This window comes from Streptomyces sp. Z423-1 (assembly GCF_013009255.1).
Classification (GTDB): Bacteria; Actinomycetota; Actinomycetes; order Streptomycetales; family Streptomycetaceae; genus Streptomyces; species Streptomyces gossypiisoli.
Genome location: NZ_CP053109.1, coordinates 1,200,208 through 1,225,386, shown reverse-complemented (window position 1 = coordinate 1,225,386; position 25,179 = coordinate 1,200,208). Strand labels below are relative to the sequence as shown.

Here is a 25,179-nt window from a genome sequence, read left to right as displayed (position 1 = left end):
GAACTGAATCTCCGTCAAGAAAACTCCCTCACGGTGATTGACCCCGCATGACACAGGTCACAGCATGACAACCGGCCAGTACGTACTGGCCGGTATCCGGGTTGTCCTCAGCGTGGAGGTCCTGTGTCCCGACGTGTGCCCAGATCCCGTGCCGTCCTCGCCGCCGCTCTCGGCGCCGTGCTCACCGCACCCCTCGCACTCACCGCCCCCGCCACCGCCGCGACCGGCCAGTACACCGTCACCGCCCTGAAGTTCACCGTCCAGGCGGGCGGCCGCACCTGCACGATCGACGCAGACCTCTACCGGCCCGCGGGCGTGGACAGCGCCCACCCCGCCCCCGCCGTCCTCGCCACCAACGGCTTCGGCGGCAGCAAGAACGACGGCTCCACCGACGCCATCGGCAGGAACTTCGCCCAGCGCGGCTATGTCGGGCTCGTCTACTCCGGACTCGGCTTCGGCCGCACGGGCTGTCTCATCTCGCTCGACGACCCGGCCATCGACGGCCACGCGGCCTCCCAGCTGCTGGACTTCCTCGCCGGCAAACGCGCCGCCGACGACGGGACCAGCGCCGACTTCGTCACCCTGGACCGGCCGGGCGACCCGCGCGTCGGGATGATCGGCGGCTCCTACGGCGGGGCCGTCCAGCTCGCCACGGCGTCCGTCGACCACCGTGTCGACGCGCTGGTGCCGATGGTCACCTGGCACAACCTGGCGTACTCGCTCGACCCGAACAACGCCGTCGGCGCGGGCAGGGTGCCCGGCGCCTTCAAGTGGCAGTGGACCAACGGCTTCTACCTCATCGGCGAGGGCCAGCCGCTGCTCCAGCCGAGCCTCGACCCGTCCCGCATCAACTCCCTGGCCTGCCTGCACTTCGTCACCCAGGCTTGCGCCACCGTGCGCACCCTCAACACCGGCCGCTACCCGGCCGACCGGACCGAGAAACTGCTCGACTACGCCCACAGCGTCTCCCCGGTGTCCTATCTGCACCGGGTCCAGGCACCGACGCTGCTGGTGCAGGGGCAGGCCGACAGCCTGTTCAATCTCAACGAGGCGACAAAGACGTACAAGACGCTCAAGGCCCAGGGCACGCCGGTGAAGATGATCTGGCAGTCGTGGGGGCACAGCGGCGGCACCGGCGACCCGGCGGACGGCGAACTCAACCTCGGCGCGGGCAACCTGGAGACCAGTTACGTCGGCAGGCGGATCCTGGCCTGGTTCGACCGCTATCTGCACCGCAGGACCGGCGTCGACACCGGACCCGCCTTCGCCTACTACCGGGACTGGGTGAGCGACCCCGGCAGCCGGTACGCCACCGCCGAACGGCTGCCCGCGCTCGGGCAGACGCTGTACCTCTCCGGCGACGGCAAACTCGTCGACAACCGCAGGAAGGTGGCGCGCGGCAGCCGGACGTACACCAACCGGCTCTTCCCCACGAGCCATTCGGAGAGATCCCTGGCCGCGATGCTCGGCCTGCCGGACCGGGCGCCGTACGACACCAAGGGCACCTACCTGGGCTGGACCAGTGAGCCGCTCGCGCGGGCCGTGGACGTCGTGGGCGAGCCCCGGGCCACGCTGAAGGTGGTCTCGCCGAAGGCCGCGCGGACGCAGGGCTCGGGGGACGCCGCCGACAAGCTGGTGCTGTTCGCCAAGCTGTACGACGTCGCCCCGGACGGCACGCAGACGCTGGTGCACCGGCTGGTCGCGCCGGTCCGGGTGCCGGATGTGCGCAGGCCGTTCACCGTGACGCTGCCGGGGATCGTGCACCGCTACGAGCAGGGGCACCGGCTGCGGTTCGTGATCGCGGCGAGTGACGGGGCGTACTTCGGCAACCGGGGGATCAAGCCGGTGACCGTGGTGAGCGCGCCCGGCGACACCGGGGTGCTTCAGCTGCCGGTGGTCCGCGACTGACGCCGCGCACGGCCGGTCGTAGGGTGGCGGGATGCCGCACATCGCGTCCCGCTACCTCGCCGAGGGCCCCCGCGTGGGCATACGCCACTTCACCCACGAGGACGGCGCAGAATTTACGGCGCGGGTGAGGGAGAGCAAGGATCTGCACCACCCGTGGCTGTTCCCGCCGGACACCGCCGCGGCGTACGCCCGCTATGCGGGGCGGCTGATCGAGGACCCGACGAAGGCGGGGTTCCTGGTCTGCGAGACGGCCACGGGTGCCCTCGCCGGATACATCAACATCAACAACATCGTCGGCGGCGCCTTCCAGAGCGGTGCCCTCGGATACGGCGCCTTCGCGCACGCCGCCGGGCGGGGCCTGATGCGCGAAGGGCTGAACCTGGTGATCGACCACGCCTTCGGACCGATGCGGCTGCACCGGCTGGAGATCAACGTGCAGCCAGGCAACGCCGCCTCCATCGCCCTGGCCCGCGCCTGCGGATTCCGCCTGGAGGGATTCTCGCCGGACATGCTGTACATCGACGGCGCCTGGCGGGACCACGAGCGCTGGGCGCTCACCGTCGAGATGCGGGCTCGTAGTTGATCTTCATCTCGTCCTTGGAGGGGGCGTCGATCCAGCTCGGCGCGTTCCTCCCAGGTCCTCGACAGCGCCGACCCGGACGGACTGCCGAGGGCACGGCGGGCGCGCTGCTCGTGGACGTCGTCGTGGACGCCGTTGCGCCCTCCTGAGCGTGGACGCGGCGGGGCGTGGCGTTACGCGGGGTTGCGCATGGGTACCCGGGCGCCATGGACCGCATGGATCATCTGGAGCACCTGGACAAGCATCTGGTCGACGAGCTGGCACAGGTCGCGCGCGAGACGGTCCGCGACGAACTGCGGCAGCAGACGCGCAAGCAGCGCCGCAAGGCCACGCTGTACGCCGCGTCCGGGGTCGTCGCCCTGTACGCGGGCGCGGCTGTCGCCCTCGCGGTCGGCCTGGCGCTCGCCGCCGCCCTGCCGGGCTGGGCCGCCGCGCTGATCACCGCGGCGATCCTCGGTGTCGTCGCCTACCTGCTGCGCGGTGCCGCCAGGCCGCACGCCGCCGGGACGCCGCACGGGCGCGCCGAGCTGGCGGCGGACCGGGACCGCGCGCACGGCGCCGCTCCGCCCCCCGGCCCGCCCGGCGGGCTCAGCAACGCGCCGTACCCGTCGGTGCGCCCCTTCCCGCCACCCCCGGCGGGCGCGGACACGCCAGGCACGCTGCCGCCGCCGGACCGCATCGACCCCGAGAACCCGCACCACCGGGCGTGATGCGGGGTGCGCACACCGATCGGAAGGGGCAGGGCCGTCGTCGTGACCGGAGCCACCGCCGGGGTGGGCCGGGCCACGGCGGTGGCCTTCGCCGCGCGGGGTGACCGGGTCGCCCTGCTGGCCCGCGGGCGCGAGGGGCTCGCCGCGGCGGCGGACGAGGTGCAGCGCGCCGGCGGTGAGGCGCTCGTCGTACCGGTCGACATGGCCGACGCCAAGGCCGTCGACAACGCCGCCGAACAGGTCGTGGACGCCTTCGGGCGGATCGACGTATGGGTCAACAACGCCTTCGCCGGATTGTTCGCGCCGTTCACCGAGATCACGCCGGACGAGTACCGGCGGGTGACCGAAGTGACGTATCTCGGCTATGTGTTCGGTACGCGGGCGGCGCTGCGGCACATGCTGCCCCGGGACCGGGGCACGATCGTGCAGGTCGGCTCCGCGCTGGCGTACCGGGGGATCCCCCTGCAGTCGGCGTACTGCGGGGCCAAGCACGCGATCCAGGGGTTCAACGAGTCGCTGCGCTGCGAGCTGCTGCACCAGGGCAGCGGGGTGCGGACGACGATGGTGCAGCTGCCCGCGCTCAACACCCCGCAGTTCGACTGGGTGCTGAACCGGATGCCGGGGCGGGCCCGGCCGGTGCCCCCCGTGTATCAGCCCGAGGTCGCGGCGCGGGCGATCGTGCACGCGGCGGGGCACGGGCGGCGGCGGGAGTACTGGGTGGGGGGTTCGACGGTGGGCACCCTGATCGCCAACGCCGTCGCCCCCGGGTTGCTGGAGCGGTATCTCGCCCGGACCGGGTTCGACGCGCAGCAGGACCCCGGGGAGCACGGTGGAGTCGGTAACCTGTGGAGCCCGGCGGACGGGCCGCGCGGACGGGACTTCGGCGCGCACGGGCGTTTCGACGGGGAGGCGCGTCCTGCCAGCTCACAGGGGTGGGCATCGCGGAATCGCGGACGTGTGGCCAAGGCACTCGGTGTCGGTGTCGGCGTCGGCGTCCTGGCCGTACGCAAGCTGACCCGAAACTCTACGTCGTGAGCTGGGGCAGCACCTTCGTGCGGTAGAAGTCGAAGAAGGCGCGCTGGTCGGGGCCGATCTGGTTGACGTAGATCCGGTCGAAGCCCGCCTCGGCGAAGGCGCTGAGCGCGGACACGTGTTCGTCGACGTCGTCGCCGCAGACCGTGTTCTCGCGGACCATCTCCTCGGTGATCAGCGGCTCCAGCTGCTCGAAGTGCCGCGGAGAGGGCAGGATCTGGCCCATCTCGCCGGGCAGCAGCTGGTTCGACCACAACCGGCGGACCGTACGGACCGCCTCGTCGCTGTCGGCCCCGTAGCAGACCTTCGTGCCGCCGCTCACCGGCTTCGCGCCCCCGCCGCCCTTGCGGAACTGCTCCACCATCGACTCCTCGGGCATCATCGTGATGTAGCCGTCGCCGACCCGGGCGGCGAGTGCCGTCGCCTGCGGGCCGAAGCCGGAGATGTCGATCGGGACCGGCCCGTCGGGCACGGTGTACAGGCGGGCGTTCTCCACCTTGTAGTGCGTGCCGTAGTGGCTGATCTCCTCGCCCGTGAACAGCTTGCGCATCACCTGGATGGCCTCCTCCAGCATGTCCATCCGGACGGAGGCGGGCGGCCAGGTGTGGCCGACGATGTGCTCGTTGAGTGCCTCACCCGTGCCCACGCCCAGGCGGAAGCGGCCGTTCGTCATCACCGCGCTGGTCGCGGCGGCCTGCGCCACCACCGCCGGGTGGACCCGGACCGTCGGACAGGTCACCGCGGTCTCGATCGGCAGGGACACCGCCTGGGAGATCGCGCCGATCACCGACCACACGAAGGGGCTCTGTCCCTGGGCGTCGTTCCAGGGGTGGTAGTGGTCCGAGATCCACAGGCTCTGGAATCCGGCCTGTTCGGCCATCCTCGCCTGCTCGACGAGATCCGCGGGCCCGAACTCCTCACAGGACAGGAAGTAGCCGTACTCGGGCATGGGGGACACCTCCGCGTCCGGGGGATGGGGGGTGGGTCACCGGCCGGGTATCCGGCCGCCGGGGCGCGAAACGCCGGGCCGAACGGGGGCCGTCCGGGTTTGGGCGCCCTGACCAGGGGGACGCGGAAAACCTCGTACGAGACGACCGCCGGAGGCGAAACCGTGAGTCGACCCCGCATCGTGATCGTCGGTGCCGGCTTCGCCGGCTACCGGACGGCCCGCGTCCTGTCGCGGCTGGCCCGGGACAAGGCCCACATCACCCTGCTCAACCCGACCGACTACTTTCTGTATCTGCCGCTGCTGCCCCAGGTGGCCGCCGGGATCCTGGAGCCACGCCGGGTCACCGTCTCCCTCTCCGGCACCCTGCCCCGGGTCCGGCTCGTCCTCGGCGAGGCCGACGGCATCGACCTCGACACGCGGACCGTGCACTACTCCGACCCCGAGGGCGGGAGCGGCACGCTGGACTACGACCGGCTGGTGCTCGCCGCCGGCAGCGTCAACAAGCTGCTGCCCATCCCCGGCGTCGCCGAGCACGCCCACGGCTTCCGCGGCCTGCCCGAGGCGCTCTACCTGCGCGACCACGTGACCCGGCAGGTGGAGCTGGCGGCCGCCGCCGACGACCCCAAGAGCTGCGCCGCGCGCTGCACCTTCGTGGTGGTGGGCGCCGGCTACACCGGGACCGAGGTGGCCGCGCACGGGCAGATGTTCACCGACGCGCAGGTGCGCAAGCACCCCCTGCGCGAGGGCATGCGGCCGCGCTGGATGCTGCTGGACATCGCGCCGCGCGTCCTGCCCGAGCTGGACGAACGGCTCTCCCGCACCGCCGACCGGGTGCTGCGGCAGCGGGGCGTCGACGTGCGGATGGGAACCTCCGTGAAGGAGGCCATGCACGGCGGGGTGCTGCTGACCGACGGGGAGTACGTCGACACGCGCACGCTGGTGTGGTGCGTGGGCGTACGGCCCGATCCCCTCGTCGAGTCCCTCGGGCAGCCCATGGAACGCGGGCGGCTGCTCGTCGACCCGCACCTCCAGGTGCCGGGCCGCCCCGAGGTGTTCGCCTGCGGGGACGCCGCCGCCGTGCCCGACCTCGACAAGCCCGGTCAGTACACGCCGATGACGGCACAGCACGCCTGGCGGCAGGGCAAGGTGTGCGCCCACAACATCGCCGCGTCGTTCGGCGCGGGGGAGCGGCGGGCCTACCGGCACCGGGACATGGGGTTCGTGGTCGACCTGGGCGGCACCAAGGCGGCGGCGAACCCGCTGGGCGTGCCGCTGTCCGGGATCGCCGCCGGCGCGGTCACCCGCGGCTACCACCTCGCCGCCATGCCGGGGAACCGGGTGCGGGTGGCGGCCGACTGGCTGCTGGACGCCGTACTGCCGCGTCAGGCCGTGCAGTTGGGGCTCGTACGGTCCTGGTCGGTACCGCTGGACACGGCGTCGCCGGAGCTGGCGCGGGTGCCGGGTGGGGCGGAGACGGGGGGCGCGGCGGAGACGGATGCGCGGGCCGGGGCGGATACGGGGGCCGGGGCGGATACGGGGGCCGGGGGCCGGAGCGGTCCCGGGGCTGCCACCGCCTCCGATGCCGGTGGCGAGCCCGCGAAGAATCAGCCGGGTGGCGAACCGGCCAAGAACCAGCCCGGTGGTGAGCCCGCGAAGAACCAGCCCGGTGGCGAACCCGCGAAGAATCAGCCGGGTGGGGAACCGGCCGAGAGCCAGCCCGGCGGTGAACCCGCCGAAGACCAGCCCGCCCCCGAGTCCGGCGAGCAGCACCCCTCCCCAGGCCCCGTGAAGCGCAGCGACATCCCCGACGAAGGAGACCGATGAACACCCGCGAACTCGTCGAGCTGGCCCAGCAGTTGCGCGTGGACAGCGTGCGGGCCTCCGCCGCCGCAGGCTCCGGGCATCCGACCTCGTCGATGTCCGCCGCCGATCTGATGGCCGTACTCCTGGCCAACCACCTGCGCTACGACTTCGACCGCCCGGACCACCCGGGCAACGACCGCTTCGTGCTGTCCAAGGGACACGCCTCCCCCCTGCTGTACTCCGCCTACAAGGCGGCCGGTGCCATCGACGACGCCGAGCTGCTCACCTTCCGCAAGCTGGGCAGCCGGCTCGAAGGGCACCCCACACCCCAGCGGCTGCCGTGGGTCGAGACGGCCACCGGATCGCTCGGGCAGGGACTGCCGGTCGGCGTCGGGATCGCGCTCGCCGGCAAGCGGCTCGACCGCACGGACTACCGCGTGTACGTGCTGTGCGGGGACAGCGAGCTCGCCGAGGGCTCCGTGTGGGAGGCCGCCGAGCACGCCTCGTACGAGCATCTCGACAACCTCACCGCGATCGTCGACGTCAACCGGCTGGGCCAGCGCGGCCCCACCCGGCACGGCCACGACCTCGACGCCTACGCCCGCCGCTTCCAGGCGTTCGGCTGGCACACCATCGAGGTCGACGGGCACGACGTGGACGCGATCGACCGGGCGTACGGGGAGGCCCTGTCGACCAGGGGCCAGCCGACGGCCGTCCTCGCCCGCACCCTCAAGGGCAAGGGCGTCGAGGGCGTCCAGGACCGCGAGGGGCTGCACGGCAAGCCGCTGCCCGAGGCCGAGGAGGCCATCGCCGAACTCGGCGGCCCCCGCGACCTGCGCGTCCATGTGCAGGAACCGCCGACCGCGCGCCTGCTGCACGCCGTGCGCGAGGCACACGTCGAACTGCCCCGCTTCGACCCGGGCGAGGAGGTGGCGACCCGGGACGCCTACGGCAAGGCGCTCGCCGCCCTCGGCACCGGACGCGGTGACGTCGTCGCCCTCGACGGCGAGGTGAGCGACTCCACGCGGTCGGAGGCCTTCGCCAAGGAGCACCCCGAGCGGTTCTTCGAGTGCTACATCGCCGAGCAGCAGATGGTCGCCAACGCGGTGGGCATGGCCTCGCGCGGCTGGGTGCCGTACGCCTCGACGTTCGCGGCCTTCCTCACACGCGCGTACGATTTCGTCCGCATGGCCTCGATCGGCGGGGCCGGGATCAACCTGGTCGGCTCGCACGCGGGCGTCGCCATCGGCCAGGACGGGCCCTCGCAGATGGGCCTGGAGGACCTGGCGATGTTCCGGGCGGTGCACGGCTCGACCGTGCTGTACCCGTGCGACGCCAACCAGACCGCCCGTCTCGTCGCCGCCATGGCCGACCTGGACGGCATCCGCTATCTGCGCACCTCGCGCGGCAAGAGCCAGGTGATCTACGGCTCCGACGAGGAGTTCCCGGTGGGCGGCAGCAAGGTGCTGCGTTCCTCCGGGACCGACCGGCTCACCCTCGTCGCCGCCGGCGTCACCGTGCCGGAGGCGCTGGCCGCCGCCGACGCGCTGGACCGCGAGGGCATCCAGGTGCGGGTGATCGACCTGTACTCGGTGAAGCCCGTCGACCGGCTGACGCTGCGCCAGGCCGCCGAGGAGACCGGCTGCCTGGTGACCGTCGAGGACCACCACCAGGAGGGCGGTATCGGGGACGCGGTCCTCGACCCCTTCCTCGACGGGCGCCCCATGCCGCGCCTGGTGCGTCTCGCGGTGCGTACGATGCCGGGTTCGGCGGCGCCCGACCAGCAACTGCACGCCGCGGGCATCGACGCCGAGTCGATCGCCGCCGCCGTACAACTGCTGGTCGAACAGGCGGTCGTACGGTGAGCGGTGATGACGTCCACACCGTGCGCGCCGGGCGGCGCACGGTGGAGGTGCACCGGCCGGACAAGGTGCTCTTCCCCGGCGGTGGGGACGCCAAGGAGTACACCAAACGGGATCTCGTCGACCACTACCGGGCCGTCGCGCCGTTCATGCTGCCGCATCTGCGCGGCCGTCCACTGATGCTCCAGCGGCATCCGGACGGCCTCGACGGCCCCGAATTCATGCAGAAGAACACGCCGGAGAACTATCCGGAGTGGATCACCCGTGTCGAGGTGCCCAAGGAGGGCGGCACCGTCTGCCACACCGTCTGCGACGACACCGCCACCCTCGTCTACCTCGCCGACCAGGCGTGCCTCACCCTGCACCGCTGGCTCTCCCGCACCGGTCGGCTCGACCGGCCGGACCGGATGGTGTTCGACCTCGACCCGTCCGGCGACTCCTTCGCCCCCGTGCGCGAGGCGGCCTGGCAACTCGGGGACCTGCTCGACGAACTGAAGCTGCCCTCGGCGCTGATGACCACCGGCTCGCGCGGGTTGCACGTCGTCGTGCCGCTCAACGGGCACCACGACTTCGACGATGCGCGCGAGTTCGCCCGGGACGTCGCCGACACCCTCGCCGCCGCGCACCCCGACCGGTTCACCACCGCAGCCCGCAAGAAGGACCGCGGCGACCGGCTCTACCTCGACGTACAGCGCAACGCCTACGCCCAGACCGCCGTCGCCCCCTTCACCGTACGGGCCAGGCCCGGCGCGCCCGTCGCCGTGCCCGTCGCCTGGGACCAGCTCGACCACCCCGACTTCGGGCCGCGCCGCTGGACCATCGCCGACGCCGTCGACCAGGCCCGCACCAACCCCTGGGCCGACGTGCTGAGCCGCGGCCGCGCCCTCGGCCCGGCCCGGCGCCGGCTCAACGCGTTGCGTAGCTGAAGGTTTGGCCAAGGGCCGTCAGGCCACCCGAAGTTCGAGGTGGCCATGACGAACACACGGAACACGTCCGATTCACAGGATTCACGTAACTCCCGCAACGCGGAAGAAGGTACGGCGGACGACCGGCCGAGCCCCATGCAGGTGCTGCGCCAGGCGCGCACCCAGCTGGCCGAGCTCACCGGTATGGCCGCCGAGACCGTGTCGTCCTTCGAACAGACCGAGGACGGCTGGTCCCTGGAGGTCGAGGTCCTCGAACTCGCCCGCGTGCCCGACACGATGAGCCTGATGGCGAGCTACCAGGTCGATCTCGACCCCGACGGACAGCTCACCGGCTACCGGCGCGTTCGCCGTTACGAACGCGGGCGGGCCGACTCACACAGGCCGGGCGGCCGTTAGGCCGCCCACCCGGAGCCACACCCACCGACAAGGAGGAACGGCCGGCATGACCGTTGTACCGGCACAGCAGACCGGCGGTGGAGGCGGCAGCAGCGGCCTCTACGACGTGCTTGAACTCGTTCTCGACAGGGGGCTCGTGATCGACGCCTTCGTCCGCGTGTCCCTGGTCGGCATCGAGATCCTGAAGATCGACGTCCGGGTCGTCGTCGCCAGCGTCGACACTTATCTGCGCTTCGCCGAGGCGTGCAACCGGCTCGACCTGGAGGCCGGGCCGCGCAAGAGCCCCGGCCTGCCCGACGTCGTCGGCGAGGTCACCGAGTCCGGCGCGCGCGGCAAGTCCAAGGGCGCGCTGTCCGGCGCCGCGCAGGCCGTCTCCGACGCCTTCAAGCAGGCGCGCGGGGAGGGCGAGGGCGAATCCCGGCCGCGTGCCCGCAAGACCACGTCCACGTCCTCGCGCCGGAAGGAGGAGCAGGAGTGAGCACATACGTCTACGGCATCGCCGCGCGCTCGCATCCCGCCCTCCCCGACGGCATGGGCGGCGTCGGCGACCCGGCCCGGCCCGTGCGCATCCTGGAGGAGGGCGACCTGGCGGCGATCGTCAGCGACGCGCCCGAAGGGCTGCGCCCCAAGCGCAAGGAGCTGCTGGCCCACCAGAACGTGCTCGCCGAGAGCGGATCGGCCGGGTGTGTGCTGCCGATGCGGTTCGGCAGCGTCGCCCCGGACGACGCGGCGGTCACGGGCGTGCTGGCCGAGCGCGCCGAGCACTACGAGGAACGCCTGACGGCGCTGGACGGCCGGATCGAGTACAACGTGAAGGCCAACCACGTCGAGGAAGCCGTCCTGCACCACGTGATGGCCGAGAGCCCCGAGATCCGAGCGCTCGCGGAGGCCAACCGGAAGGCGGGCCGGGGCGGTTACGAGGACAAGATCCGGCTCGGCGAGATGGTCGCGGCCGCGGTCAAGGCCAAGGAGGCCGAGGACGCGCTCGCGCTGCGGCGGGCCCTGGAGCCGGACGCGGACGCGGTCGGCGTGGGGCCGGAGTCCACCGGTTGGCTCGCCAACGTGTCGTTCCTGGTGGACCGGCGGTCGGCGGAGAACTTCCTGGCCGCCGTGGAGCAGGCCCGCAAGGACCTGCCGCACCTGGAGGTCCGGGTGAACGGCCCGCTGCCCCCGTACAGCTTCGTCGAGCCCGGCCCCACCGAGCCGGCGGGCAGCGCGGCGGGCGGCGTGGACACCGGGGCCGGGTGAGGACATGGGCCTGATCTCGGAGGTGCTGCTGCTGCCGTTCGCTCCGGTGCGCGGCAGCGCCTGGGTCATCGGGCAGGTGCTCCACGAGGCGGAGCGGATCTACTACGACCCCGCCACGATCCGGGCCGAACTGGCCCGGCTGGAGGAGCGGCTGGAGGCCGGGGAGATCAGCGAGGAGGAGTTCGACCGGGAGGAGGACGAACTCCTCGACCGGCTGGAGATCGCTTCGCGCCACAGCGCGGGAACGGGCAACGGGACAGCACGATGAACCGAGTGGGACTGGGCCTCGCGGTAGGGGCCGGATACGACCTCGGACGGACGAGGAAACTGAAACGGATGAACCCGGGCCCGCGGGCGCTCGCGGACCTGGTGTCCGGGCGGCTGCGGAACAACCCGCAGTTCAAGGAACTCGGGGACCAGCTCCGCCAGGACCTGCGAGGCATCGGCGGTGCGGCGACGGGCGCCCTGCTGGAACGGCAGCTCGACACCCTCGCCGACCGCCTGCACGACCGGACGGCGAGGCTGCGGGAGCGGCTGAGCGAAGCCGTACCGGAGGGACGGGACCTCGGGTACGGGGAGAAGGAACCGGCCGACGAGGAACGTGACGCCGAGGAGCCGGACGCCGGGGAGCCGGACGCCGGGGAGTGGGCTGGGGATGGGCCGGACGCCGGGGAGCGAGCTGCGGGGGAGCCGGACGACGCAGAGCGGTACGTGGACGAGCCGCATGGCGAGGAGCCGGACGACGTGGAGCGCGACGCGGAAGAGCCGGTCCTGCTGGTGATCGAGTACTACCCGAAGGGCCTGTTCGAGAAGACCGGAAACCTCTGGCGCGCCCAGGGCCGGCGCGGGGAGATCCGCGACGGCGAGGTCGTACACGGCCATGAACCCCGCGCGGAAGGGGAACCCGGAGCGCAGAAAGAGACCGAGGAACCCGACGAGACAGAGGAAACCCGCGACACCGAGGAGCCCGAGGAGATCGACGACGAGTACCGCGACGAGTACGCCGACGCCCGGAGCCGTCGATGACGTCACCGACCCGCATGCCCGAGCCCTACGGTCACGGCGGGGGCGCCAACCTCGCCGACATCCTGGAGCGGGTGCTCGACAAGGGCGTCGTCATCGCCGGCGACATCCGGATCAACCTGCTCGACATCGAACTGCTCACCATCAAACTGCGGCTCATCGTCGCCTCCGTCGACAAGGCGAAGGAGATGGGCATCGACTGGTGGGAGGACGACCCGGCCCTGTCGTCGGGCGCTCGCCGCAACGAACTCGCCCGGGAGAACGCCGAGCTGCGCGAGCGACTGGCGGCGCTGGAGACCGGCCGCGCACAGGAGGAGAGCCCATGACCGGACTGCGGTACGTGTACGCCGTCTGCCGCCCCTTCGACGCGGCCCTGCAGTCCCAGCTGACGGGCGTGGCGGGCGCGCCGCCCAAGCTGCTGCACCACCGCGGCCTGGTAGCGGTGGTCAGCGCGGTGCCGGAGCGGGACTTCGCCGAGGAGCCGCTGCGCGCCCATCTGGAGGACCTCGACTGGCTCACCGCCACCGCCAGGGCCCACCAGGGCGTGATCGACGCGCTCACCACGGTGACGACGCCGCTGCCGCTCCGGCTGGGCACGGTCTTCCGGGACGACAGCGGCGTACGGATGATGCTGGAGGCCCGCGAGGGCGATTTCCTGCGCACTCTGGACCGGCTGGCGGGCCGGGTGGAATGGGGCGTGAAGGTGTACGCCGAATCGGCGGCCGGGGAATCCGCGGAGTCCCCGCAGGGCCCGGATACGGAAAACGGCTGGGCGGCCGGAAAGGCCATGTCCGGGCGGGACTATTTGCGGCGCCGCAGCCAGAGCGTCAAAGAACACGAGTCGGGACTGAGGAAAGCCGAGGAGTTCGCGGACCGGCTGCACGAAAGGCTCGCCGCGCACGCCGAGGACTCCCGGCTGCACGCGCCCCAGAGCGCCCAGCTGTCCGGTGCCTCGGGCCGCAATGTGCTGAACGCGGCCTATCTGGTGCCGCGCGCCCGGTCCGAGGAGTTCGTGGAAATAGTGGACCGCACGAAAGGCGAGATGCCGGGAATCCGGGTGGAACTCACCGGCCCCTGGGCGGCCTATTCCTTCGCGGGGGAAAAGCCGTGACGGTGATCGAACGCCGTGAGATCGCCCTGGTGGACCTGCTCGACCGGCTCCTGGCCGGCGGCGTGGTGATCACCGGCGACATCACCCTGCGCATCGCGGACGTCGACCTCGTCCGCATCGACCTCAACGCACTGATCAGCTCCGTGAACGCACAGGTCCCGGCCCCCTGGGGTGATCCGACGTGACAGCTCCCCGCAAACGACTCGACCTGGAGCCCGACACGGTCGAACGCGACCTGGTCAAACTCGTCCTGACCGTGGTGGAACTGCTGCGCCAGCTGATGGAACGGCAGGCGCTGCGCCGGTTCGACGAGGGCGACCTGAGCGAGGAGCAGGAGGAGCGGATCGGGCTCACACTGATGCTGCTCGACGACCGTATGACCGAGCTGCGTGAGCGCTACGGACTGCGGCCCGAGGACCTGAACCTGGACCTCGGGCCGCTCGGACCTCTGCTGACCCGGGAGTGACGCCCCCGGGTCAGTTCACCACCGGTACCAGCGTCCCCTGCCTCCTGCCGCGGTCGTACCACGGAGCAGGAATCCCAGGAGCCAAAGGACCAGCACGGCGATGGCGATCCACCAGAGCACCTCGACGGCGAACCCGGCACCGAAGAGAATCAGCACGAGAAGCAGTACGAGCAGGATGGGAACCATAATGAACCTCCTGCCGTCCGGGTTTCCCGAAATCGCTTTTTCAGCCTTCCTTGCGGCACAGAATTTCTCCGTGCAGAACGCCGAACCAGCCGTCGGCCGCTTTCCCCCACTCCCGCCAGGCCCGAGCCATGGCCCGCAACTGCTCCTCGGTCGCGTGACCGCCCTCGGTGGCCTGCCGCGCATAGACGGACGCCAGCGTCCGGTCCGCCCACAGGCCGCTCCACCACTCCCGCTCCTCCGGTGTCGCGAAGGTCCAGGTGCTCGACGTGGCCGTGATGTCGCTGAGGCCCGCCCGCAGCGCCCAGGCCTTCAGCCGCCGCCCCGCGTCCGGCTCGCCCCCGTTGGCGCGGGCCACCCGCTGGTACAGCTCCAGCCAGTCGTCCAGGCCGGGTGAGGCGGGATACCAGGTCATCGCGGCGTAGTCCCCGTCGCGGGCGGCGATCAGCCCGCCCGGTCGCGTCACCCGTGTCATCTCGCGCAGCGCCTGCACCGGATCACCGACGTGCTGGAGCACCTGGTGGGCGTGGACCACGCAGAAGGCGTCGTCGGGGAAGTCCAGGGCGTGCACGTCGCCGACCGCGAAGTCCACGTTGGTCAGCCCCCGGTCCGCGGCCGTGGCGCGCGCCCGGTCCAGGATCTCCGGCGCCCGGTCGACGCCGGTGACGTGCCCGTCCGGGACCAGCGCGGCCAGATCGGCGGTGATCGTGCCGGGCCCGCAGCCGATGTCCAGGATCCGCATGTGCGGCTTCAGGGAGCCGAGGAGGTAGGCCGCCGAGTTGGCGGCCGTCCGCCAGGTGTGTGACCGCAGCACGGACTCGTGGTGCCCGTGCGTGTAGACGGCGGTCTCCTGCGCTTTCGGCATGGCGGTACCCCTTCTCGTCCGACCGGTCGGCGTCCTCCGCCACCGTACGCGTCCGGCCGAATGATGAGACAGTTGGTTTTGCCATGTGGACTGACGGGCTGTCAGGTCGACTCGGGCAGTGGCCGGTAGACCACCAGCGCCTCCGGTACCTTCTCCAGCGTCACCTCGCCCGCCACCTCGGTGACCTCGCCGTCGTAGGCGAGGAGCGTGCCCGGGGCGACGCCGGACAGCCGCAGGCGGCGGACCTGGACGGCGGCGTGGGCGGGTGAGCGGGTCAACGGACCGGCGAGGGCAGCGGCGAGCAGCCGCAGCGCGGGCCCCCGGCCGCCGTGCACGACCCGTACGTCGAACCGGCCGTCCGCGAGGTCCATCCGGCGGGCCGGTGCGAGCCCCATCCGGTGGTAGGTGCCGTTCCCGGCGAACAGCAGCCACAACGGCCGTGCCTTGCCGCCGAGTTCGGCCTCCAGCGGATGCCGGTCGGCGCGCAGGACACGCAGCGCCGCGAGCACCCCGGCGGGCCAGCTGCCGATCCGGTGGGACCAGCGGTCCCGCTCGCGCACCAGCTCCGGATAGACGCCCAGGCTGCACGTGTTGACGAAGACGCCCTGCTTCTCGCCGCACATGAACCGGCCCACGTCCACGCGGACCGCGTCGCCCTGCTGGATGGCCCGGACCAGCGTCCGGACGTCCTCCACGCCGAGGTCGTGGGCGAAGTGGTTCAGGGTGCCGCCGGGCAGTACGGCGAGCGGCAGACGGCGGCGCAGGGCGATCTCGGCGGCCGCGTTCACCGTGCCGTCGCCCCCGCACACGCCGAGCACCTGGGCCCGGGCGGCCGCCTTCTCCAACTCGTCCGGCACGTCCTCCGGCACGCACTCGACGACCTCCGCCCGGGGCAGTGCGTCCCGCAGCGTCCGTACCCGGTCGGAGCTGCCCGCCGCCGTGTTGGCGACGACGACCAGCCCCTCGCCCTCGGGCAGCGCCGGGGCGTCGGCGCGCGGCCGGGGCGGCAGCGTGACCTGGTCGCGGGTCGGCACCAGCCCTCGTACGGCGAACGCGGCACCCACGCCGAGGGCCGCGCCCGCCAGCACGTCGCTGGGGAAGTGGACGCCGGTGTAGACGCGCGACATCGCCACCGAGAACGCGACCGGGGCGACGACGGCACCCCAGGTGGGGGACTCCATGGCCACGCCGGTCGCGAAGGCCGCGGCGGAGGCGGAGTGGCCGGACGGGAAGGACGTGGTGATCGGCTGCCGCTTCAGATGCCGGACGGCCGGCACCGGGTCGAGATCCGGGCGGGGGCGGCGCACGCTGCGCTTGCCGATGGTGTTGATGGTGGCCGAGGCCAGGGCGAGGGAGGCCGCACCGCGTACCGCGGCCCGGCGGCCCCTCGGGGTGCGGCTCGCCGCGATGACGCCGGCGGTCGCGAACCACAGCAGACCGTGGTTCGCGCCGCGGCTCAGCCGGGGCAGGACGGGTTCGGCGGCGGGCCAGTTCCGTGCGGCGGCGAACTCGAACAGCCGGTAGTCCAGTGCGAGCAGCCGGTCGCGCAGGGCGTGGCGGCCGGGTTTCGGGGCGGTGAGGTCGACGTCTGGGCTCATGCAGGGGCGGGTACCCTGAAGTGGCCGTTTTCTGCCCGGCCGGTGGTGACCGGCACTCGGAGGAACCATAGATGCGCCTGCTGCTCGTCCGCCACGGCCAGACCCCGTCCAACGTCGCCTACGTGCTGGACACCGACGTCCCCGGCCCCGGCCTGACCGAGCTGGGCGAACGCCAGGCCGCCGCGCTGCCGGCCGCGCTCGCCGACGAGGACATCGAGGCCGTCTACGCCTCCACGCTCGTGCGCACCCAGCTCACCGCCGCGCCGCTCGCCGCGGCCCGCGGCCTCGACGTGATCGTCCGCGACGGCATCCGTGAGCTGTCGGCGGGCGAGCTGGAGATGCTGCCGGGCGACTCGGAGCGCGGCGAGGAGTACATGCGGATCGTGTTCTCCTGGGCGGCCGGGGAGACCGACCTGCGGATGCCGGGCGGGGAGAGCGGCGCGGAGGCACTCGCGCGGTACGACGCCGTGGTCGCGGAGGCCGCAGGCAGCGGCGCCGGGACCGTCGCCATGGTCAGCCACGGCGCCGCGATCCGCATGTGGACGGCCGCCCGCGCCGACAACGTCGACGTGGCCTTCGCCGCCGCCCACCCCCTGGACAACACCGGCGTCGTGATCCTCGAAGGCTCCCCGACCGACGGCTGGAAGGCCCTGACCTGGGCAGGCGCAACGGTCACACCGACGGGCGAGGGCGGACCCACGGGGCACCGGGTGGACGAGGCGGGACACCCGCAGTAGCCGCCCCGGAGCGCGCCCGGCGCGATAACGGTTTGCCGCACCACGCCGCCCGCCCGCACAATGCGGCCCCATGGGACATCTGGAAGCCGCGCACATCGAGTACCACCTCCCCGACGGGAGGACCCTGCTGGGCGATGTGTCCTTCCGGGTGGGCGAGGGTGCCGTCGTCGCCCTCGTCGGGCCCAACGGCGCCGGCAAGACCACCCTGCTCCGGCTGCTCTCCGGCGAGCTGAAGCCGCACGGCGGCACCGTCGCCGTGAGCGGTGGGCTCGGCGTGATGCGGCAGTTCGTGGGATCCGTACGGGACGACACGACCGTACGCGACCTGCTGGTGTCGGTGGCGCCGCCCCGCATCCGCGAGGCCGCCGAGGCCGTCGACGCGGCCGAGCACGCCATCATGACGGTCGACGACGAGGCCGCCCAGCTGACGTACGCGCAGGCGCTCGCCGACTGGGCCGAGGCACGCGGCTACGAGGCGGAGACGCTGTGGGACATGTGCACCACGGCCGCGCTCGGGATGCCGTACGACAAGGCGCAGTGGCGGCAGGTGCGGACGCTCTCCGGCGGCGAGCAGAAGCGGCTCGTGCTGGAGGCGCTGCTGCGCGGCACCGACGAGGTGCTGCTGCTCGACGAGCCCGACAACTACCTCGACGTACCCGGCAAACGCTGGCTGGAGGAGCGCCTCACCGAGACCCGCAAGACGGTGCTCTTCGTCTCCCACGACCGGGAGCTGCTCGCCCGCACCGCCGAGAAGATCGTCTCCGTCGAGCCCGGCCCGGCCGGCGCCGACGCCTGGGTGCACGGCGGCGGCTTCGCCACCTACCACGAGGCCCGGCGGGAACGCTTCGCCCGTTTCGAGGAGTTGCGCAAACGCTGGGACGAGAAGCACGCCCAGCTGAAGAAGCTGGTGCTGAACCTCCGTCAGGCCGCGGCGGTCAGCCACGAGATGGCGTCCCGGTACGCGGCCGCCCAGACCCGGCTGCGCAAGTTCGAGGAGGCCGGACCGCCGCCGGAGCCGCCGCGCGAGCAGGACATCACCATGCGGCTCAAGGGCGGCCGTACCGGCGTACGGGCCATCACGTGCACGGGACTCGAACTCACCGGGCTGATGAAGCCGTTCGACCTGGAGATCTTCTACGGCGAACGGGTCGCCGTCCTCGGCTCCAACGGCTCCGGCAAGTCGCACTTCCTGCGGCTGCTCGCCGGGGACGACGTGTCCCACACGGGCGAGTGGAAGCTCGGGGCGCGGGTCGTGCCCGGCCACTTCGCGCAGACGCACGCCCACCCCGAGCTCATGGGCCGCTCCCTGCTCGACATCCTGTGGCGGGAGCACGCCCAGGACCGCGGCGCCGCCATGTCCCGGCTGCGGCGCTACGAGCTGACCGGCCAGGCCGAACAGAGCTTCGACCGGCTCTCCGGCGGCCAGCAGGCCCGCTTCCAGATCCTGCTGCTGGAACTCCAGGGCGCCACCGCCCTGCTCCTCGACGAGCCGACCGACAACCTCGACCTGGAGTCCGCCGAGGCGCTCCAGGAGGGCCTGGAGGCGTTCGACGGCACGGTCCTCGCGGTCACGCACGACCGCTGGTTCGCCCGCTCCTTCGACCGCTTCCTGGTCTTCGGCAGCGACGGCCGGGTCCGGGAGACCCCGGAGCCGGTGTGGGACGAGCGGCGGGTGGAGCGGGCCCGGTAGGGCCTGCCGTCCGGATCGCGTCCCAACGGCAGGCCCTATTCCGGTTCGGTCCAGCGCAGCAGCGCGCCCAGGCCGCCCACCGGCACGTCCTGCTCCCGGGCCGCCTCGACCGGGGCCAGGGAGATCGCCGGGGCGTTCGTCGCGACCGCCGACCTGATCAGGGCGTCGTCCGCGCGGGCGGACCAGGAGTGCTGTTCGCCGAGGATCTTCAGGTCCGTACGGCGCACCGCCAGCTGGTCGGGGTCCTCGCCGATCCACACCTCGCGGTGCGTGTCGCCGCCGTCCGGGCGGACCACCAGCTCGTCGATACGGTGCTCGCGCGCCGCCTCGATCAGCGCGGGTACGCCCTCCGCCGCCCCGGCACGGCCCTCGTCGTCCGGTGCGCGGGCGGCCAGGAACCGCTCCAGCTCCGCCTCGGCATGCCGGCGCACATGGGTGGCGCGGGCCTCCTCCACGTCCGCGTCGAGCAGCCGGCTGCCCGCTCCGTGCGGGGCCTCCACCACACGGTCGTGGAGCCGCTTGGGCAGCCGCTCGTGCACGGCCCGCCGCTCCCGGTCCTCCCCGACGAGAATCAGCAGGTCGGCACGGGTCTCCTCCTGGCAGACGGCGAGCGCGTCGGCGATCTCCGCCGCGTTGTGCTCCCAGGTGTTCTCCACCCGCAGCTGGAAGTGCCGCTCCGACCAGTCGACGGTGCTCGTCCGGTGCACGGGCCACTGGCGTCCGGTGACCGAACCGGCCGTCTCCCGGGCCAGCGCGCTGCGCAGCTCGAACTCGGCGCCCCGGCGGTCGATGTACGCCACCACGGCCACCGCGTCCTCGCCGGTCAGGTCCAGCAGCGGGGTGGCCCGGGGCAGCGACGCCCACTCGGCCCAGCCGCCCTGCGGGGCGCGGGCCAGCGGCGGGTCGAGGACCACCGCACCCGCACGGGCGAACAGGGCGCGGCCGTGCGGCTCCGGCGAGTGCTTCAGCTCCTCGATCGCGTCCCGCACGGCACGGCAGGTGGCCTCGTCGGCACCCTGCCCCGCGAGCTCCCGGGACATCGCCTCGGCCGTCAGATGCCGCTCGTGGGGCGTGTCCTCCGTGTGCCGTGACAGGTCCACGTACACGGAGGCCCACGGGCCCGGATGTTCGTAGAGTGGATGCAGGAACGCGAGATCCATGGCTCCCTCCCGGTTGCCGCTCGGGGGTTTTGCTTGCCGGGCGGGTACCCGTACCGCATGAGAGAACACGACGAGCGGGGCACCATGATGACCGGAGTCGACCCGGGCCGGCTGGATGATCAGCAGCTCATGAAAGAGCTGGAGACCATTCACCGCACGCGCCACGACACCCTGCTGTACGGCTCGAACGACGCGCTGCGCGCGCACAACGAACGCATGGCCCAGCTGGAGGGCGAGTACCTGCGTCGCAACCCGCGCCGCTTCGTCGCCCCCGGCCGCACCCGTGACGGCGCCCGGGAACGCGCCGGGGACGGGACCTGCGACTCCCACGACTCCGGCGACTCCCGCGGACCCCGCGGTGAGCAGACCCCCGTGGGCAAGTGGGGCTCGGGTCGCGCAGGCGGCCCGTGAGTCCGGCCCGGACGCCGGCCCCGCGCGTATGACACGGCTCGGGCCGGGCTCCGCGCCGCGGAACCCGGCCCGGCTCGGTCCGTCCGGTTGGCGTCCGGTTGCGCGATTACGCGCGATTACGCGGGCTCCTTCGCGAACACCTCCAGGAACGTCTCGCAGAACGCCTTCAGGTCGCCCGGCTTACGGCTGGTGACGAGCTTGTTGGTGCCTTGGTCGCACACCTTCACCTGCTCGTCCACCCAGGTGCCGCCCGCGTTGCGGATGTCGGTCCGCAGGCTCGGCCAGGAGGTCAGCACCCGGCCCCGTACGACATCGGCCTCGACCAGCGTCCACGGCGCGTGGCAGATCGCCGCCACCGGACGGCCCTGCTCGAAGAAGTCCCGGACGAACGCCACGGCCTTCGGGTCCATCCGCAGGAAGTCCGGGTTGGCGACCCCGCCCGGCAGCACCAGGCCGCCGAAGGAGTCCGCGGAGGTCTCGCCCACCACCTCGTCGACGGGAAACGTGTCCGCCTTGTCGAGGTGGTCGAAGGCCTGGATCTCGCCGCTCTTCGTCGACACCAGCACCGGTTCGTGCCCGGCGTCGGCGGCCGCCTTCCAGGGGTCGGTCAGCTCGACCTGCTCGACTCCCTCGGGCGCGGTCAGAAACGCGATACGCATGATGCTTCAGCGTCCTTCCATGTGCTGGACGGGCCTCACACCGGGCCCCGGATGTCGGGTGCGGGGCGTGTGGCCTCGTCCGGTGCGGCCCTGCTGATGTCGGCGAGGGCGCTGTCCGGGTCCTGGGCCATCGCCAGGTCCCCGAGGCTCACCATCCCGACGGGCAGGCCGTCCTCGACGACCGGGAGGCGGCGTACGGCCTTCTCGCGCATCAGCGCCACCGCCGTCGACACCGGGTCCTGCGGCCCGACCACCACCGGGTCCGGTGTGCACACCGACGCGGCGCTCACCGTGAGCGGGTCGATGCCCTCGGCGATCGCCCGCACGGTGATGTCCCGGTCGGTCAGCACCCCGACCACGCGTTGCCCGTCGGCCACCACGACATCGCCGATGTCCTGGGAGCGCATCAGCTGCGCCGCCTCCACCAGCGAGGCGTCCGGACGGACGGCCACCACCCCCGGTGTCATCACTTCACGCACATAGTCGGCCATCATCACGTCTCCCTCCGCCGCTCACCGCGGGTCAGGGCCTCGGCCAGCTCCTGCACGTTGACGTAGCGGGCCGAGCGGGGCAGCCGCCGCAACGGCTCGATCAGGGCGTCGGGCGCGTTGCGCCGGCGCAGGGCGCTCATCAGGTCGCCCGGGCCCGCGGGGAACGCGCTGCGCCCCAGAATCCGGCCCAGTTCCAGCCGGACCTCCGCCAGCGAGCCCGGCATGACCGGGCCGCCCGCGATGCGCGGGTCGTCCTCGGCGGTGGGCTCGGGGTCGTGCCACTCCTCCGAGCGGGTGGGGTGGCCCGACCTGAGCAGCCCCTGCAGTTCGTGCTTCATCTCCTCGTCCCGGTGGACGCTGAGCCGGTCACTGCCTCGCTGCATGTCGTGCTCCAGATCTTCGGGGTCGCGCACCGCGTACCCGAAGGGCGGGCGGCGACACAGGGTCACTTCTTCTCCCGTCCCGGCAGGAACTCCTGCACCTTCGCCTTGAAGCCCTGCTTGACCATGGAGCCCCGGTCGGCGTCGCCCTTCAGGATCGACGCGGCCGTCGCCTCCATCTGCTCCCACGTGGCGTGCGGCGGGATCGGCGGCACCGCCGGGTCGGTCAGGAACTCGATCACCGCCGGCCCGTCGGCCTCCAGACCGGCCCGCCAGCCCGCCTCGACGTCCTCCGGCTTCTCCACCCGGACCCCGGTCAGGCCGAGCGAGCGGGCGAAGGCGGCGTACTGCACGTCCGGCAGCGCTTGCGAGGGCAGGAAGGACGGCGCGCCCTCCATGGCCCGCATCTCCCAGGTGACCTGGTTCAGGTCCTGGTTGTTCCACACGGCGACCACCAGCCGCGGATCCTGCCAGCGGCCCTGGTACTTCGCCGCCGTGATCAGCTCCGCCAGCCCGTTCATCTGCATCGCCCCGTCGCCGACCAGCGCGATCGCGGGCCGGTCCGGGTGGGCGAACTTCGCGCCGATCGCGTACGGCACCCCGCAGCCCATCGTCGCCAGCGTCCCGGAGAGCGAGGAGCGCATGCTGCCGCGCATCGTCAGATGGCGGGCGTACCAGTTGGCCGCCGAACCCGAGTCGGACGTGACGATCGCGTTCTCGGGCAGCAGCGGGTCCAGCGCCCGGGCCACGTACTCCGGGTTGATCGGGTCCGCCGACAGCCCCGCCCGGCGCTCCATCACCTGCCGCCAGTGCCGCACGTTGTCGCACACCGTCTCGTACCACTCGCGCCCACGGTCGGTGTCCACCAGCGGGATGAGCCGCTGGAGGGTCTCCCTGGCGTCGCCGACGAGATTCACCTCGTACGGATAACGCATCCCGACCATGTGCGGGTCGATGTCGATCTGCACCCCGCGCGCCTTGCCGAACTCCGGCATGAACTGCGTGTACGGGAACGAGGAGCCGATGGTCAGCAGCGTGTCGCAGTCGCGCATCAGCTCGTACGACGGACGGGTGCCCAGCAGGCCGATCGCGCCGGTGACGTACGGCAGTTCGTCGCTCAGCGCGTCCTTGCCGAGCAGCGCCTTGGCGACGCCCGCGCCGAGCAGCTCGGCGATCGTCTCCACCTGCGCCCGGGCGCCCGCCGCGCCCTGGCCGATCAGGATGGCCACCTTGTCACCGGCGTTGAGCACCTCCGCCGCCCGGCGCAGGGCGTCCTCGGAGGGAATCGCCGTCCAGGCGCTGCGGTCCAGGCTGGAGGGCACCATCTTGAACTCGTGCGTCGGCGGCGAGTAGTCGAGCTCCTGCACATCCCCGGGAATGATCACCGCCGTGGGGGCGCGGCGCGCGTACGCGGTGCGGATCGCCCGGTCGAGCACGTTGGGCAGCTGCTCGGACACCGTCACCGTCTCCACGAAGTCCGAGGCGACGTCCTTGAACAGCGTGTGCAGGTCCACCTCCTGCTGGTACGAGCCGCCCATCGCCGTGCGGTCCGTCTGGCCGACGACCGCCAGCACCGGCACGTGGTCGAGCTTGGCGTCGTACAACCCGTTGAGCAGGTGGATCGCACCCGGTCCCGACGTCGCCGCGCACACTCCGAGACGGCCGCTGAACTTGGCGTAACCGACCGCCTGGAACGCCGACATCTCCTCGTGCCGGGACTGGATGAAGCGCGGCTGGTCGTCGGCGCGGCCCCAGGCGGCGAGCAGCCCGTTGATGCCGTCGCCGGGGTAGCCGAAGACGTGTTCCACTCCCCACTCGCGCAGCCGCTGCAGGACGTGGTCGGAGACCTTGGTGCTCATGGAGGGACCTCCAGGACGTGACGAACGACATGGGCGGCTCACGTTCCGAGTCACCCTCCGGGCACCCGGAAAACCCCGGTGCGGGTGGTGTTTGCGCCCAGGGGCCAGGGGCAGGCGCGACTCAGTGCTTCGGACAGGAGGCACGTCCGTGGGAGCGGCCCGACCGGCCCCGCGTGCGTCCGTCCGGACCGTGTACGCGCTCCCACGGTGACCGTCCAACGCACAGCACTGCCAAGGGAGTTGCGACGCATCATGCGAACCACCCCAGTGAGCGCCAAGCACCACCCCCACGACGACGCCCCCGACACCGCCGACGCCTTCCGCCGCCTGGCCGAACTGCCCGGCGGGCCCGAGCGCGACGCGCTGCGCGACGAGATCGTCGAGGCCTGGCTGCCCATGGCTCAGCGGCTGGCCGGCCGGTTCCGCAGCCGCGGCGAGAGCTACGACGACCTGCGCCAGGTCGCCGCCCTCGGGCTGGTGAAGGCCGTCGACCGGTACGACCCCGCGCGCGGCAACGCGTTCGAGAGCTATGCCGTGCCCACGGTCACCGGCGAGATCAAGCGGCACTTCCGGGATCACATGTGGACGTTGCATGTGCCGCGCCGGGTACAGGACCTGCGCAATCGGGTGCGGATCGCCGTGCAGGAGCTGTCGGCGGGCGTCCAGGGTGCCGGTGCTTCCGGGCGGCAGCCGAGTGTGGCCGAGATCGCCGAGCATGCCGACATGAGCGAGGAGGACGTGCGGGCCGGGCTGGAGGCGCTGGAGAGCTTCAGCGCGTTGTCGCTGGACGCGGAGCTGCCGGGCAGCGACGACGGGTACTCGCTCGGCGACGCGCTCGGATCGGCGGATCCCGCGCTGGACACGGTGGTGGACCGGGAGGCGGTGAAGCCTCGGCTGGCCGCGTTGCCGGAGCGGGAGCGGGCGATTCTGTACATGCGGTTCTTCCGGGACATGACGCAGAGTCGGATCGCGGAGCAGTTGGGGATTTCGCAGATGCATGTGTCTCGGTTGATCAGTCGGTCGTGTGATCGGGTGCGGGAAGAGGTCATGCGGGGGGCCGCCTAGGGGGTTCTGCGGTGTGCCGGGTGCGGGCTGTGTGTGGTTGAGCGCGCCCACGCGGCGGAGCCGCAGA

At 72.3% G+C, this 25,179-nt stretch carries 27 protein-coding genes and 2 pseudogenes; 20 read left to right on the top strand and 9 right to left on the bottom strand.

Translation table 11 applies throughout. The features are described 5' to 3' along the window. Window positions 1–123: 123 nt before the first annotated feature. The 4 genes from HJD23_RS05650 (at window position 124) to HJD23_RS05635 (ending at window position 4,233) form a co-directional block, all read left to right on the top strand. Window positions 124–1,908, top strand: coding sequence for a CocE/NonD family hydrolase (locus HJD23_RS05650; protein WP_171109434.1), 1,785 nt, complete (start codon window positions 124–126; stop codon window positions 1,906–1,908). Window positions 1,909–1,939: 31 nt separating this feature from the next. Next, window positions 1,940–2,491: a GNAT family protein gene (locus HJD23_RS05645; RefSeq protein WP_171109435.1), complete on the top strand. Its 552-nt coding sequence runs from the start codon at window positions 1,940–1,942 to the stop codon at window positions 2,489–2,491. 203 nt (window positions 2,492–2,694) lie between these two features. Then, complete coding sequence (locus HJD23_RS05640; protein ID WP_171109436.1) at window positions 2,695–3,198, top strand: phage holin family protein; 504 nt, start codon at window positions 2,695–2,697, stop codon at window positions 3,196–3,198. Window positions 3,199–3,216: 18 nt separating this feature from the next. Further along, window positions 3,217–4,233, top strand: a complete 1,017-nt coding sequence (locus HJD23_RS05635) for an SDR family oxidoreductase (protein WP_171111537.1) — start codon at window positions 3,217–3,219, stop codon at window positions 4,231–4,233. Here the strand turns inward: HJD23_RS05635 and HJD23_RS05630 are convergent. Next, a complete protein-coding gene (locus HJD23_RS05630; protein ID WP_171109437.1) occupies window positions 4,223–5,179 on the bottom strand; it encodes an LLM class F420-dependent oxidoreductase in 957 nt (318 codons plus the stop codon). The genes HJD23_RS05635 and HJD23_RS05630 overlap by 11 nt on opposite strands. 162 nt (window positions 5,180–5,341) lie before the next feature. Between HJD23_RS05630 and HJD23_RS05625 the strand changes: the two genes are divergently transcribed. From HJD23_RS05625 to HJD23_RS05565, 12 genes and pseudogenes are all read left to right on the top strand, one after another. Then, window positions 5,342–7,003, top strand: a complete 1,662-nt coding sequence (locus HJD23_RS05625; protein WP_171109438.1) for an NAD(P)/FAD-dependent oxidoreductase — start codon at window positions 5,342–5,344, stop codon at window positions 7,001–7,003. Beyond that, window positions 7,000–8,847 carry a transketolase gene (locus tag HJD23_RS05620; RefSeq protein ID WP_171109439.1) on the top strand — a complete coding sequence of 616 codons (1,848 nt, stop codon included), beginning with the start codon at window positions 7,000–7,002 and terminating at the stop codon, window positions 8,845–8,847. Before HJD23_RS05625 ends, HJD23_RS05620 begins: the two co-directional genes overlap by 4 nt. Next, a complete protein-coding gene (gene ligD, locus HJD23_RS05615) occupies window positions 8,844–9,770 on the top strand; it encodes a non-homologous end-joining DNA ligase (RefSeq protein WP_171109440.1) in 927 nt (308 codons plus the stop codon). The genes HJD23_RS05620 and ligD overlap by 4 nt, the downstream gene beginning before the upstream one ends. 45 nt (window positions 9,771–9,815) lie before the next feature. Further along, window positions 9,816–10,166 (top strand): gas vesicle protein, encoded by a 351-nt coding sequence (locus HJD23_RS05610; RefSeq protein ID WP_171109441.1) that lies wholly within the window; start codon window positions 9,816–9,818, stop codon window positions 10,164–10,166. 46 nt (window positions 10,167–10,212) lie between these two features. Then, on the top strand, window positions 10,213–10,644 hold the full coding sequence (locus tag HJD23_RS05605; RefSeq protein ID WP_171109442.1) for a gas vesicle structural protein GvpA: 432 nt from the start codon (window positions 10,213–10,215) through the stop codon (window positions 10,642–10,644). Beyond that, the gene (locus HJD23_RS05600; protein ID WP_171109443.1) at window positions 10,641–11,414 is read left to right on the top strand and encodes a GvpL/GvpF family gas vesicle protein; all 774 of its coding nucleotides are present in this window, start codon (window positions 10,641–10,643) and stop codon (window positions 11,412–11,414) included. Before HJD23_RS05605 ends, HJD23_RS05600 begins: the two co-directional genes overlap by 4 nt. A gap of 4 nt (window positions 11,415–11,418) precedes the next feature. Further along, complete coding sequence (locus HJD23_RS05595; RefSeq protein ID WP_171109444.1) at window positions 11,419–11,682, top strand: gas vesicle protein GvpG; 264 nt, start codon at window positions 11,419–11,421, stop codon at window positions 11,680–11,682. Then, window positions 11,679–12,440 carry a hypothetical protein gene (locus HJD23_RS43460; RefSeq protein ID WP_240980636.1) on the top strand — a complete coding sequence of 254 codons (762 nt, stop codon included), beginning with the start codon at window positions 11,679–11,681 and terminating at the stop codon, window positions 12,438–12,440. The genes HJD23_RS05595 and HJD23_RS43460 overlap by 4 nt, the downstream gene beginning before the upstream one ends. Continuing rightward, window positions 12,437–12,763 (top strand): gas vesicle protein, encoded by a 327-nt coding sequence (locus HJD23_RS05580; protein ID WP_171109445.1) that lies wholly within the window; start codon window positions 12,437–12,439, stop codon window positions 12,761–12,763. The genes HJD23_RS43460 and HJD23_RS05580 overlap by 4 nt, the downstream gene beginning before the upstream one ends. Further along, a complete protein-coding gene (locus HJD23_RS05575) occupies window positions 12,760–13,548 on the top strand; it encodes a GvpL/GvpF family gas vesicle protein (protein ID WP_171109446.1) in 789 nt (262 codons plus the stop codon). The genes HJD23_RS05580 and HJD23_RS05575 overlap by 4 nt, the downstream gene beginning before the upstream one ends. A gap of 79 nt (window positions 13,549–13,627) precedes the next feature. Further along, window positions 13,628–13,723 (top strand): annotated as a pseudogene (locus HJD23_RS43455) (hypothetical protein); the annotation flags it as partial. A 6-nt stretch (window positions 13,724–13,729) separates the two neighbouring features. Next, window positions 13,730–14,014: a gas vesicle protein K gene (locus tag HJD23_RS05565; RefSeq protein WP_171109448.1), complete on the top strand. Its 285-nt coding sequence runs from the start codon at window positions 13,730–13,732 to the stop codon at window positions 14,012–14,014. 15 nt (window positions 14,015–14,029) lie between these two features. Here the strand turns inward: HJD23_RS05565 and HJD23_RS05560 are convergent, their stop codons facing one another. The 3 genes from HJD23_RS05560 to HJD23_RS05550 all read right to left on the bottom strand — a co-directional run bounded on the left by HJD23_RS05560 (window position 14,030) and on the right by HJD23_RS05550 (window position 16,660). Beyond that, window positions 14,030–14,200 (bottom strand): hydrophobic protein, encoded by a 171-nt coding sequence (locus HJD23_RS05560; RefSeq protein ID WP_141307543.1) that lies wholly within the window; start codon window positions 14,198–14,200, stop codon window positions 14,030–14,032. Window positions 14,201–14,240: 40 nt separating this feature from the next. Further along, entirely contained in the window at window positions 14,241–15,062 is an 822-nt protein-coding gene (locus HJD23_RS05555) for a class I SAM-dependent methyltransferase (protein ID WP_171109449.1), read from the bottom strand. A gap of 101 nt (window positions 15,063–15,163) precedes the next feature. After that, entirely contained in the window at window positions 15,164–16,660 is a 1,497-nt protein-coding gene (locus HJD23_RS05550; RefSeq protein ID WP_171109450.1) for a phosphatase PAP2 family protein, read from the bottom strand. A 71-nt stretch (window positions 16,661–16,731) separates the two neighbouring features. Between HJD23_RS05550 and HJD23_RS05545 the strand changes: the two genes are divergently transcribed. Together HJD23_RS05545 and HJD23_RS05540 are read left to right on the top strand one after the other, a co-directional pair. Continuing rightward, entirely contained in the window at window positions 16,732–17,397 is a 666-nt protein-coding gene (locus HJD23_RS05545) for a histidine phosphatase family protein (protein WP_171109451.1), read from the top strand. Between the two features lie 70 nt (window positions 17,398–17,467). Continuing rightward, complete coding sequence (locus HJD23_RS05540) at window positions 17,468–19,087, top strand: ATP-binding cassette domain-containing protein (RefSeq protein WP_171109452.1); 1,620 nt, start codon at window positions 17,468–17,470, stop codon at window positions 19,085–19,087. Window positions 19,088–19,122: 35 nt separating this feature from the next. On the opposite strand, the gene HJD23_RS05535 is transcribed toward HJD23_RS05540, so the two are convergent. Next, window positions 19,123–20,247, bottom strand: a complete 1,125-nt coding sequence (locus tag HJD23_RS05535) for a Vms1/Ankzf1 family peptidyl-tRNA hydrolase (protein ID WP_171109453.1) — start codon at window positions 20,245–20,247, stop codon at window positions 19,123–19,125. A gap of 57 nt (window positions 20,248–20,304) precedes the next feature. On the opposite strand from HJD23_RS05535, the pseudogene HJD23_RS05530 reads away from it, so the two are divergent. After that, window positions 20,305–20,550 (top strand): annotated as a pseudogene (locus tag HJD23_RS05530) (DUF6158 family protein); the annotation flags it as partial. 224 nt (window positions 20,551–20,774) lie between these two features. Here the strand turns inward: HJD23_RS05530 and HJD23_RS05525 are convergent. From HJD23_RS05525 to HJD23_RS05510, 4 genes are all read right to left on the bottom strand, one after another. Then, window positions 20,775–21,317, bottom strand: a complete 543-nt coding sequence (locus tag HJD23_RS05525; RefSeq protein WP_171109454.1) for a type 1 glutamine amidotransferase domain-containing protein — start codon at window positions 21,315–21,317, stop codon at window positions 20,775–20,777. 35 nt (window positions 21,318–21,352) lie between these two features. Next, a complete protein-coding gene (locus HJD23_RS05520) occupies window positions 21,353–21,808 on the bottom strand; it encodes a CBS domain-containing protein (RefSeq protein WP_171111539.1) in 456 nt (151 codons plus the stop codon). Window positions 21,809–21,810: 2 nt separating this feature from the next. Next, window positions 21,811–22,191, bottom strand: coding sequence for a DUF2795 domain-containing protein (locus HJD23_RS05515; protein WP_171111541.1), 381 nt, complete (start codon window positions 22,189–22,191; stop codon window positions 21,811–21,813). A 62-nt stretch (window positions 22,192–22,253) separates the two neighbouring features. Beyond that, window positions 22,254–24,047 (bottom strand): thiamine pyrophosphate-requiring protein, encoded by a 1,794-nt coding sequence (locus HJD23_RS05510; protein WP_171109455.1) that lies wholly within the window; start codon window positions 24,045–24,047, stop codon window positions 22,254–22,256. Window positions 24,048–24,299: 252 nt separating this feature from the next. On the opposite strand from HJD23_RS05510, the gene HJD23_RS05505 reads away from it, so the two are divergent. Beyond that, complete coding sequence (locus tag HJD23_RS05505; protein WP_171109456.1) at window positions 24,300–25,112, top strand: RNA polymerase sigma factor SigF; 813 nt, start codon at window positions 24,300–24,302, stop codon at window positions 25,110–25,112. Window positions 25,113–25,179 lie beyond the last annotated feature (67 nt).